Origin of the sequence: Acetobacter estunensis, from assembly GCF_019083805.1 — a bacterium.
Classification (GTDB): Bacteria; Pseudomonadota; Alphaproteobacteria; order Acetobacterales; family Acetobacteraceae; genus Acetobacter; species Acetobacter estunensis_A.
This window is the reverse complement of sequence record NZ_JAHRDV010000005.1, coordinates 67350-78689: the sequence shown is the minus strand read 5'-3', so window position 1 is coordinate 78689 and position 11340 is coordinate 67350. Positions and strand designations below refer to the sequence as shown.

10 protein-coding genes are annotated in these 11340 nt (G+C 59.2%); 5 read left to right on the top strand and 5 right to left on the bottom strand.

What is annotated here, in order from left to right:
- Window positions 1-45: 45 nt before the first annotated feature.
- Window positions 46-642, top strand: coding sequence for a hypothetical protein (locus KUA11_RS08020; RefSeq protein WP_217409797.1), 597 nt, complete (start codon window positions 46-48; stop codon window positions 640-642).
- 292 nt (window positions 643-934) lie between these two features.
- Here the strand turns inward: KUA11_RS08020 and KUA11_RS08015 are convergent, their stop codons facing one another.
- The 3 genes from KUA11_RS08015 to KUA11_RS08005 form a co-directional block, all read right to left on the bottom strand.
- A complete protein-coding gene (locus KUA11_RS08015; RefSeq protein WP_217409796.1) occupies window positions 935-1657 on the bottom strand; it encodes a helix-turn-helix domain-containing protein in 723 nt (240 codons plus the stop codon).
- Between the two features lie 34 nt (window positions 1658-1691).
- Window positions 1692-3371: a Hint domain-containing protein gene (locus KUA11_RS08010; protein ID WP_217409795.1), complete on the bottom strand. Its 1680-nt coding sequence runs from the start codon at window positions 3369-3371 to the stop codon at window positions 1692-1694.
- Window positions 3372-3503: 132 nt separating this feature from the next.
- Window positions 3504-3953, bottom strand: a complete 450-nt coding sequence (locus KUA11_RS08005) for an Rrf2 family transcriptional regulator (protein WP_217409794.1) — start codon at window positions 3951-3953, stop codon at window positions 3504-3506.
- 186 nt (window positions 3954-4139) lie between these two features.
- Here KUA11_RS08005 and hmpA point away from each other — a divergent pair, with 186 nt between their 5' ends.
- The 4 genes from hmpA (at window position 4140) to rimI (ending at window position 7171) form a co-directional block, all read left to right on the top strand.
- The gene (gene hmpA, locus KUA11_RS08000; protein WP_217409793.1) at window positions 4140-5351 is read left to right on the top strand and encodes an NO-inducible flavohemoprotein; all 1212 of its coding nucleotides are present in this window, start codon (window positions 4140-4142) and stop codon (window positions 5349-5351) included.
- A 91-nt stretch (window positions 5352-5442) separates the two neighbouring features.
- Window positions 5443-6024 (top strand): malonic semialdehyde reductase, encoded by a 582-nt coding sequence (locus tag KUA11_RS07995; RefSeq protein ID WP_217409982.1) that lies wholly within the window; start codon window positions 5443-5445, stop codon window positions 6022-6024.
- Window positions 6021-6701 (top strand): tRNA (adenosine(37)-N6)-threonylcarbamoyltransferase complex dimerization subunit type 1 TsaB, encoded by a 681-nt coding sequence (tsaB, locus tag KUA11_RS07990; protein ID WP_217409792.1) that lies wholly within the window; start codon window positions 6021-6023, stop codon window positions 6699-6701. The genes KUA11_RS07995 and tsaB overlap by 4 nt, the downstream gene beginning before the upstream one ends.
- Window positions 6698-7171, top strand: coding sequence for a ribosomal protein S18-alanine N-acetyltransferase (gene rimI / locus KUA11_RS07985; RefSeq protein WP_217409791.1), 474 nt, complete (start codon window positions 6698-6700; stop codon window positions 7169-7171). The genes tsaB and rimI overlap by 4 nt, the downstream gene beginning before the upstream one ends.
- Before the next feature lie 72 nt (window positions 7172-7243).
- Here rimI and KUA11_RS07980 read toward each other — a convergent pair whose 3' ends face one another.
- Together KUA11_RS07980 and KUA11_RS07975 are read right to left on the bottom strand one after the other, a co-directional pair.
- On the bottom strand, window positions 7244-8503 hold the full coding sequence (locus tag KUA11_RS07980; protein WP_217409790.1) for a class I SAM-dependent methyltransferase: 1260 nt from the start codon (window positions 8501-8503) through the stop codon (window positions 7244-7246).
- 336 nt (window positions 8504-8839) lie between these two features.
- A complete protein-coding gene (locus KUA11_RS07975; RefSeq protein WP_217409789.1) occupies window positions 8840-11281 on the bottom strand; it encodes a helicase-related protein in 2442 nt (813 codons plus the stop codon).
- Window positions 11282-11340 lie beyond the last annotated feature (59 nt).

Below are 11340 nucleotides of genomic sequence, written 5' to 3'. Positions count from 1 at the left end.
ATCGATCTGTTAGAAGCATAGCCAGAAGCAGAAAGGGTTTTGTGGATGAATATGTCGGTTGTCGTCTCCGTTGTGCGGGTCGGTGCGCTTTCAACACTGCTGGGACTGAGTGGATGCGGGTATTACGCATCGCGCATTGCGCATAAGGCGCAGCAAACCATGATCGGGATGACGGAAGAGGACATGCAGGCCTGTGCCGGCATTCCGACCAAGACCCAGAAGGTCAACGATCATGTAACGATTGCTGAATATCAGCGTGGCCGTAACATCGAGACCTCGTCGGGTTCCACTCTCATCCCGGTGGAACCGATCGTAAACATCGTCAAGGACATCGGTGGTGGCGCCGGCAATAGTTGTGTGGCGGATTTCCGACTTGTCGATGGAAAAATACATGACGTTTACTACAGCGGTGACAACGACATGCTGGTTGGCACGGATGGTGTCTGTTCCACCATCATTCGTGGCTGTGTCCGTCGCTCTGTTCCCACTGAATCGTCGACAAAGGGCTGGGTATCCGCTTTCAGGCAGCCTCAGCCGGACACTACGGCAACACCGACTGTAACGGCTCCGACAGACACAACCCCAGCCGCTACACCTGCTGCGACCGGGGCTGCTGCATCGGTTGCTCCGCAGAAAAAGTAATAGAAATTGTCAATGATCTTCCGGGACATAGCGTTCTGTGAAGATCACCTGCAGATTTCGATCTGTGATGAGCCTTTCGGGATATTATCCTGAAAGGTTCATTTCTATCATCGTCTTTTTAATATGCTTCAATAAGATTATAAAAATCATTCGTTTTTCCGAGACCTTTCTCTTTCGAAAACGTCTCATCGTGAATTCGGATATGATTATTCACGTCATGTGGACAGTGAACAATTCTTGCATCTATGGATGTTTGTCTATTGTGAAAATATTTGAAAAATTCAGAAATATTTCAACGAACTCGCGTGGACAGCCATCGCAGTATTTCATGGCGTGAGCATTCATCAGCCTTGCGAAAAAGGGACAGAAGGTAATGTTCCTCACTTTTTCGGGGATTTTTCTCAACGAATGAGGGGTCTTTGGAAATCAGATCCGCGATATCGAGATTGAGCGCATGGGCGATCTGAGTGAGGCGTTTGAGAGAGCACCCTTTTCTTCCAGTTTCCCATAGAGCAATGGCAGAGCGCGAGATATTGGCGCGTTGTGCAAGTTCGACCTGCGAAAGATTGGCTGCCAGACGCGCTTGTCGGAGGCGTAATCCGGTTTCCTGATCGGATATTCGCTTCTCCACAGAAATGAAAGTCGAGGAAAGTAGAGAGGCGTTATGCCGTCGGACCCACGCAAGAAACAGGCTTGTTTCTGAATAATGTAGCGGACTGTCTTCCGACTCTCCTTCCAGCCGGAATGTGATGGAGGTTTTATCCACGGATACAATGATGCGTTGACGCATGTGTGCCCGAGAAGAACACCATACTTGGCCGGGAAAGAGCTGTGTGCTGGGTGGGGTATTCATTTCCCACGTAACCTGAGGTCGGATCGGATGAAAGATAACGATACCATCATGATATTTTTGTATTTTTTGTTTCATTTTGTTCGGTAATTGAAGAGGTCTGTTCCAGATTATGAAATCTGCATGTTTTATAAGACACTCTCCGATCCTGAAATCGGAAGTCATGCCCGCTACAGGGCTGCGGGCATGACGGCTGTTTTCAGGCCGACAGGGGAAGCTGCTCCGCTCCGTGTCCCGCATGAAGGATATAGGGGCCGGAGGAGAGAATTTTCACGAACATTACGCCCTCTTCATCTGTTTTCTCGGAAAGAGGAAAAACGGCACTTCCTGTTGTCCATCGATGCTCTCCCTGCTCGCGATCATGCCAGCCGGAAAGATCGTCTGTTCTCAGATGAGGTGTGAGACGCTTTTTCATGGCGCCGACATGAAGCAGGACATCGCCAACGAGCACTCCCAAGGCGCGACGGTCATCCACAAACGGTCCAATGACGTCGCAGGGGCGACTGGAGCGGGAAAGAAGGCGTACGGATTGTGTTCCAGCGGGCACCGGGAACTGGAACCAACCATGGCCTATATCCTTTACGGTTAGGGAGACTCCCTTATCCGTCAGAATTTGAAGACATGGGTCTTCGGTCAGTTCCGGTGCTATGTAACGGGACGTGCGACCGGCAACTTTTGCCCGCTCCGCAATCCGTCGGAAAAGTGGCTCGACCTGTTCACGCGATACCGCAAGAGGAGCGGCGGCGTCTTGCTCCCATGAGCGTGGGGGCGTGGTCGTCAGCCGGCTTATTTTCCCTTCCCGTTCCATGAAACGGCGATTGCCCGTGTCGAGATAGCTTTCAGTGGGCATGTCATTGGCCCAGATGACGGCATGCCGCTCCGTTTCGACATGATGGCAGGTGTACTGCGTAATGGCATGATTGTAGAAAATGGAGGAACCGTTCACCAGCATGCGGGCGGGTACGAACCGTTCGTTGAGAAACAGGCAATGCTCTGGTGTGACCAGAAGGTCCATGCGAGGTGTGCCGGGCGCGATCGCATCGGCAAGGATGCGCACGGGATATCCCGCCTCATCGTCTGGCAAATCGCGCCGGACTGTGACGTGCCGATGGCCCGCCCATGTGATTTTCCCTGCGGTGCCGGTGGAGGTTCCGGGGTCGAGCACGGTGATGATGTCATCGAGTTCCAGTGTTTCCACAGCCCTCTCACCATCGGGAGTGCGGATCATTGTGCCACTCAGGAAACAGACGATGGCGTAACCAGTGTTGTTCCAGCTGAAGTCCGATGTCGAAACCCCGGGTGCCAGCGTAACATTTTTGACAAGAGCGTCTCCGCTGTTGGTGGTCGAAAAGGCATCGTAGATGGTGTAGTTACCGTCCGAGTTTTCCACCCATTGGATGCCTGTGTTCCAACTGTCGTTGGGGAAAACGATCTCGTCGCCCGGAGCAAGATTGGTGACACTCGGGACGCTGTAGCCAGTATAGGTGATCGACAGAGTGTTGGCGCCCTGAGACGTGCTGCCAAAATTGATGGCCGAAGTGGTGGAACCCACTGTCATGGTGGCGCCATCTGTCAGTGTGACCGAACCTCCGTTGACGTAGCTGGCGGTCAGTGTTGAGCCGTTTAGGGTTACGGTGCTGCTGCTGGCAAGTGTCGCCGTGCCGTTGAGAGCCAGCGTTCCACCCGTTAACGTGACAGTGCCGCTTCCGTTGACCGTCAACGCGTTGCTGGCTTCCGATCCATCGAGGTCGATGGACACGTTGCCGCTGCTTGTATCGATGACCGGGGTTATGTCGTAAGTGGGAACGCCATTGGTCCAGTTGGCGGCATTGTCCCAGTCATTGGAAACGGCACCCGTCCACGTTGTGGTTGAGCTCATCGAAGCCTCTTAATGATTAAGATATGGTGCCCCATCATAATCATTAAGAATTGACGCAAATATGTGATTTTCTTTCCAATTACATCCAATGATTCCAGAAAGTAACAGACAAGAAAAACAACGAAGAGGATGTCACGGTGTGATGGGGGACGCATGCAGCGCCTGCCACTCATCCGATGACACGACATCGGCCAGTGTTGTCTGGTCCAGAACATTCATGAAGGCCGACAGCGCCGTGCCAAGCACGCCGCGCAGACGGCAGTTGGGCATCAGGCGGCAGGTGCTCCCCTTCTCCTTGGCCGTTTGCATGCACACCACCAGCCCGAGTTCCTCCTCTGTGTAACGCACGACATCGCCCAATCGGATGTCCTCGCTTGGCCGTCCCAGACGCAGGCCGCCGTTACGCCCTCGGATTGTCTCGATAAAGCCGCCCTGACCCAGCCGGTGGATGATCTTGATGAGATGATTCTCCGAGATGCCGTAGACTTCCGCAATCTCGCGAATGGAGGCCAATCGCTCCGGGTTGCACGCCAGAAAGACAAGTGTGCGGAGTGCATAGTCGGTGTGGAGGGTCAGCTGCATTTTCGGAACCTAAGCCGGGGGAGCCATTTTTTCCAGCAGAACGGTGATCTGTGATCCGAGGAGCCATTACAGGGAAACAGCCATGCGAAGATTGTGCGACGAATAAAGATGTGTGTCATTGACACCTTTGTTTGTCCGGTCGTTAAGATGTGTTAACCTTAATCTGACGAGAGAAGGACAAGACGCATGGCCGAACCGCTCACTGACGCGACCCGCTCCATCGTGAAAGCCTGCATCCCCGCGCTGGAGGCCCATGGCCTCGACATTACACGGGAGATGTATCAACGCCTTTTGGCAAAACCTGAAATCCGCGATCTCTTCAACATGTCGCATCAGAAGGATGGCGAGCAGCCCAAGGCGCTCGCGCTCGCGGTGCTGGCCTATGCCCGTCACATCGACAATCCGGGCGCGCTGGCTGGCATGATCGAGCGGATTGCCGAGAAGCATGTCGGCCTGAACATCCTGCCCGAGCATTACCCTTACGTGGCGGACGCCCTTCTGGGCGCCATCGCGCATGTTCTGGGGGATGCGGCCACTCCTGAGATTCTGGATGCGTGGGGGAAAGCCTACTGGTTCCTCGCGGATGTGCTGATCGGACGCGAGCATCAGATCTATGAAGAGCACGCCCACGCGCCGGGCGGCTGGACAGGCTGGCGGGACTTCACGGTGCACCGTGTCCTCCGCGAAAGTGACGTTGTGAAGTCCTTCGAACTGGTGCCCATGGATGGCAAGGCCATCATGATGCACACGCCGGGGCAATATCTCAGCTTCCGGCTGGAGGTGCCCGGTCATGGCTCGCAGCGCCGCAATTACAGCATCTCGTCCGAGCCGGGTTGCGATCACTACCGCATCAGCGTGCGTCGCGCCGAAGGCGGTGTCGTCTCCGACTGGTTGCATGACACGGTGAAGGAAGGTGAGAGGCTTTCTGTCTCGGCGCCTGCGGGAGATTTCACCATCGCGCCCAAGGATGCGAAGAAAATCGTCTTTCTCAGCGCGGGCATCGGCCTCACACCCTTCATTGCAGCTCTCGGTCCCCTGACGACGAAAGGGGTGCCTGATATCCGTTTCATCCATGGGGCGCATAATCCGCAGATGGACGCATTCGGCACGCATATTCGCGCGCTGGCAGGTACCGGGAAGATCAGTGCGGATGTCTTCTACACCGAAGGCGAACTGCCCGCTGATGCGCACACACCGGGTGTGACGGTTCACAAAGGCCGCGTGACGAAAGACTGGTTGGCGGCTCAGGTCGATCCGGACGCCGTATGGTATGTCTGCGGCCCCGATGGGTTCATGCGCGATATGATCGAAACGCTGAAAGCCAGCGGTGTGTCGGAAAACCGTATCCATTTCGAGTTCTTTGGCTCGGCGGCGGACGCGGAACTGGCGGCGGCCTGATCCGTCTTCGTGGCTGTGAGATGGCGATCCGCTCTGGATCGCCACCACATGGCGCGGTAGGAACGGCATGAAGACCGCGAGGGGGTGCGTCATGCCGCTTGATGAAACTGCACTGGATTGCCTGTTCCACACGGCCCGGACACCGGAGCGCTGGACAGACCGGCCGGTGGATCTCGACACAGTGCGCGCGCTTTACGATCTGGTAAAACTCGGCCCGACTTCGGGCAATGGCTCACCCGCGCGGTTTGTGTTTCTCTCGACACAGGATGCGAAGGAGCGGCTTCGCCCGGCCCTCTCGGAAGGTAATGTCGAAAAAGCGATGACCGCGCCGGTGGTGGTCATCGTGGCGCACGATCCCCTGTTTTTCGACCGTTTCGCGCAGCTCAATCCCGAGCCCGACCTGCGCTCGTGGTTTGCCGCCGATGTCGGGCTGGCGGAAGAGACCGCTTTTCGGAATGGCACGCTGGAAGGCGGCTACATGATCCTGGCCGCCCGCGCACTGGGGCTGGATGCGCTACCGATGTCGGGCTTCGATGCGACGCTGGTGGAGGACACCTTCCTTCTGGGCGAAGGCTGGCGGGCGAATTTTCTCATCTGTCTGGGACATGGCGAGCCGGTGGAAACCCCACGGGCGCCGCGCCTGTCCTTTGACGAAGCGTGCCGCGTGCTGTGAGCATCTCGCGTCTTCTCGTGCTCGATGCGGCTCCTGCAGCAGTGCGCGCCCGCGTGGGCGCATTTCAGTGCGTGGACGGCAATCTACACGTTGTGACTCAGGAAGAGGCGGACGGCCACGATGGCATCGCGGCGATGGCGGTCATGGCGGAACGGTGCCTTGCTGCTACGGGTTGGGTTGCACCGGATCTGGTCGTGACCGTTGTGGGGCCGGGTTCTTTCACGGGATTGCGGACCTCCTGCGCTCTCGCGGCCGGGTTGGCCTTCGGGTTTGATTGCCCGGCCGTTGGCGTGACGCGTGGGGAGGCACTGTCGCGCACACTGGACGAACGGGTGCGGGTGGACAGGCTGACTGGCTGGCTGTGTGTGACCACGGCGCGACGGGGGCGTTGGTTCGTGGAAGATGCAAGTGGGAATGTGCAGGCTGTTGCAAGCGCGCATTGGCAGCCACCGGAAGGACGCTGGCTTCTGGCGGGGGATGCTGCGGAAGATGCGGCTCTCGCAGCTCCCGATCGTGTAGTGAAAGCTGCCGCTGGTGAGGCATCGCTTGCGGAAATCGCACGCTATGGATGGGCGCGCGGAGAGGGGAGTGTGCCATGGCGTGCGGCGCTCCCTCTTTATGTGGATGCACCCGAGGCAAAACTACCGGCAGCCGGTCTTCGCTCCGAACCGGTATGACGGATTTTCCCTGTGAGCGTCTGAGTATTACGGAAGTTGGTGAAGCCTTTTCTTCCGTGCTGGAAGTTCTCCATGAGCGCGCGTTCCCTGTGAAAGAGCGGTGGAATGCCGAGGTGTTTGAAAATCTTCTTCGCTCATCAGGAGTATCGGCTCTTCTCGCCTGTCATGATGAAATGCCCGTTGGTTTCGTTCTTGTGCGATCGGTTCTCGATGAGGCGGAGATTCTGACCCTTGCCGTCGATCCGGCTTTTCAGCGCAGAGGTGTGGGGCGAGCGCTTTTGGGAAAACTGTTTCACGTTCTCCGCGAACAGGAAATAATCCGGGTATTCCTTGAGGTTTCTGTACGAAATGAGGCAGCACGCGCTCTGTACGTGGCGGCAGGCCTTGTCACCATGGGCCTCCGGCGTCGGTATTACCCGGACGGGTCGGACGCGGAGGTCATGGCGGCTGAGATTACGCCAACGCTCTGACGAAACGGCCTTTTATACCAGTGGTGGGACAGAGTCCCGCTTATCTGTCGCCCAGAAGAAGGACTGTTGGTATTACGCAGGCGGACGAAGCAGCACCCGGTTGAGGCGTTCGAGGATGGGGAATATCTTCGACCATGTCTTGTGAAAACGGTTTTCCGATAAACCCCGTTCCGCCATGCACGCAGCAATATCCCCCAGCGTTCGTTCACCGTCGATAAGGGGAAGAATGCTTCGGGACTGCTGTGGAAGCGGAACCGGCACGACCAGTGTTCCAAACGAGAATGGAAGAATGCCGTCCGGGCCAATATGTTTCGCAAGTTCGGCGCCGGGAATCTCACGCATGATCGGAACGGCATCGGCCGCCATGTAATCCGGCGGTGTCACATGTTCTCCCTTGCGTACGACATAGGCCACATGGGTTGCCATGTTGCCGGTCAGACACTCAGCGACCTTTGCTTTTTCGCGCCAGTCGAGACCTTCCACACGGGCGCGCAGTTTTGGGTCGGGAAGAAAAAACTCAGGATCGTAGCGGGCAGGTTCCATGAGACAGGAGGATTCCAGTCCGGCCCGGTCGATCAGATCGAGGAATGCCCCGATGTCATAGGCCCGATCGCGTGGATTCAGCAGCAGGTCATACAGACCGGCATTGCCGCCACTCAGGTGATCTCCGAAATTGCCATTCTCGCGCAGCCACGCCGTGACGGGGAGATGTCGCATCACACGTTTGGCCACATCCAGACGTGTCGCAGGAGAATCCGAAAATGGCGTGAGCTCTTCAAGGGCTTCCTGAATCATGTACACGCCGGTGCGACCATAGGGTGCATAGACCATCAGTCCCATACCGCCACCGGGCGCAAGATGCGCCTCCAGCCCTTTGAGTGCTGCATCCGGGTCGGGCAGGTGGTGGAGAACGCCACAACAGTCGATGTAATCGAAAAGTCCAAGATCCAGACGTTCGAGATCGGTGATCGAACCCTCGATAAAGCGGATGTTGGAAAGCGCCCGAGCCTTCGCTCGTGCCTGTGCAATGTCGAGAGCATGACGCGAACGGTCCACGCACACCACTTCTCCGGGGCGGTTGGCGCGTGCCATCTGTACGGCGAGCATGATCGCGCCATCGCCCGTGCCGCACCCGGCCACCAATGCCTTCAACGGTTGATGACACGCACGCCGCGCGCCGAACACCCAGTAATCGATTTCACGCAGATGGCTGGGACTGCCGATCAGCAGCCGCTTTGCCTCATCGCGTGGGTCGCGCTCCGGGTAGGGATAGGCTTCGTACTGGGCGGCAAGTTCCGTATCCCGGGCGTCGGTGCCGGATGGCGTGGTCATGATGGGCTCCTCAATCGCGGGATGTAAGGTTTTCCCTATGCGACGGGATGTTTCTCATGTCCATTTCCCATCCGGCAGGACTGTTTCCCGCGGTGCCTTATACCTGCGCCCCTTATGATTGACTTTGCCAGACGGTGGTCCAGCGGGGCGCTGCCCCGAACCCCGCCAAAGGCGCGCCTTTGGAAACCGTTTATTATCAGTACACTGGGCCTTGAGTCCGATATATTGAGGCCACAAGACGGAATAAGTTATCAACGCAACAGGGTGAAGGGATCTGCGATCCCTTCCGGGTTCGGGCAGAGCCCGAAGCTTCCTCCCAATGCTCGATAAAAGCCCTCACTCCCCCCGCTTGCGCGTGCGTGTTCGGCTCTGCTGGCGCAGCACGCTCTCAATCCAGTCGTTGAGACGGCGTGTGGTGTCCTCGGCTTCCTCACGGTCTGGGTAGATTTCCGGAAAGCGCAGGGACAGCCAGCGCCATGCCACTAGCCGCTTGTGGCGTTTCTCCGCCCGTTCCAACTCTTCGCGCCCTGCGCGCTCGGGGGGCGGCAGTCGGCCCGTGCCGGGTGGCAGCACACGCACACCAATTGCATGATCGGCAGCCCAACCCACCAGTCGGCGGATACCGTTGTCACGGTCATCCACGGGGCACATGGCGTAGGTCCAGCGCTGGCTGAGATCGAGTCCTTCCACGCCTTCCAGCGCCGAGGCGATGGCGAAGGGCTGTTCCATGTCGGACAGACGGTAGTTCGGGTCATCGGGGCGCAGGACGGCGCGTTTTATGCGCGCCAGAACGCCGTACAGGCTGTCCGAGCCGATTTCCTCGGCAATGGCGCGCACGATGTCCGCATCGGGCTGTACGAGCGGTCTGAGTTCATCGGGCGCCACCGGGTCGGCCTCAAGATGCTGGCGGATGAAGCGCGGGCTCCCGGCGTCAGCCAGCACGGCCACGATGCCGTCCTCGTGCTTGCCATAACGTCCGGCCCGTCCTCCGATCTGCTTGACCTCCTGCACGGTCAGATCGCGGGTCTGGCGCCCGTCGAACTTGCGAAGCGCTGCAAAGACCACACGCCGGATGGAGAGATTAAGCCCCATGCCGATGGCGTCCGTGGCGATCAGGATATCGGCCTGTCCGTCATTGAAGCGCTGGGCCTCGGCACGCCGCACCTCCGGGCTGAGTGCTCCATAAACCACGGCCACGCGGCGTCCGCGCTCCATCAGAGCCGCGCGCAGATCCAGCACTTCGCGTCGTGAGAAGGCGATCAGCGCGTCCCCCGCTTTCAGGTCGTGCAGGCGTACAGAGGATGACGCGGCTCTGAGCGGGCTTTTGCGCTGAAGAGAGATTTCATCCACCGGGTCGCCGCACAGTTCAGCGATGCGGCGCACCATCGGGATGCATTCGGGTGCGCCGAGGATGTACAGATGGCGGGCGGGCGCGCCCATGATAGCGGCGGTCCAAGCAGCGCCACGATCCGGGTCGAACAGCATCTGCGCTTCGTCAATGACCGCGACATCGACGGGGTTGGAAAACGGGCACATTTCAACGGTTGCAGCCAGATGCCGGCTTCCCGGCACCTTGATGCGCTCCTCACCCGTGGAGAGCGATGCCTCCACACCACGGGCTGCGAGGGATTCCCGGAACTCATGCGCCAGAAGCCGTAGGGGAGCGAGCGCCAGCCCGCTTTCGGCGCGGGCAAGGGCGTCGAGTGCCGTGTGCGACTTGCCGCTGTTGGTCGGTCCCGTCACCAGTGTGATGCGACGTTCCAGCGCGCGCGCGGTGCGGAAATGTCCGGCATAGCGGTCCAGTGCCGCCACGCGAGCAATGACGGAGTTGGCGACATTCTTGCCGACCTTGGGCGGCGGCGGCAGTTCGTGCGCGTCGCGGCGGTCCCGTCCGCGCTTCTCCCCACGCTCGAACCCTTCCGCGCTGCCTTTGCGCCATTCGGAAAGATTGTGACGCAGGCTGGCGAGTTCGGTCGGATCGAACTCCCAAAGCTCCTGCCCGTCCTTCTGGCGGATACGGCGAGCGACGGGGATGCGGTTTTCCGCGATCCAGCGCAGGGCCTCACGGTGAGAGCAGTGCAGCAGGCGTGGCACGTCGGCAAACCGCACGAGGCTGGCTTCCCATGCGCGCAGGCGCTGCTCTTCGTTTTCCCGGCGGGACTGGGCTGTGCGGGCCAGCGATTCCTCGCGGCGGGCGCGGCTTTCCTCCGTTTCACGTGCACCGCCAATGAAGCGCTCGCGCTCACGCACATCGAAAGCGTCCGCGATCGCTTCGGCGAGCCGTGCTGTCTGGGCTGCGGACAGCACGCGGCCCGTGTCCAGAACGTCGGCCTGCATGGCGTCGAGTGCGGCCTGCGGCGTGTCGCCTAGTTCGCGAAAACGCGCCGCCATGACGGTCTCAAGAGCACCCAGAAGAACCGGATCGGGTGCCACCGGGTCCGTTATGGCGGCGGTGGCTTGTTCCATGTCTTCGCGTGAGATCCAGATGCGCCCTTCACGGCGCGTCAGGTCCATCAGCCGCGAGGTCCAGCGTTTGCGGCGCACCGCGCACAGGGCTGTCCGGAACACCTCATCGGGCACATCGCGCGCGCCGGGCTCCAAGGCGCGGCCGATGCGGCGCAGGAGGGCGGATTCCTCGCGCGGTTCGATGGACAGGCCCGTACGCGCAAGAACCGCCTCGAGGGCGGCTCGCGCGGGAGAGGACGGGGCGTGGGAAGCGTTCTCCGGCAGAGGTGCTGGAGAAGAACGTGTCAGGCGGGAGCCGCTTGGCGTTTTCATGCCCCAAGTGTGCGCGATTGGCCGTGATGGAACAATCCCCACACCAACGGAAAGACCGC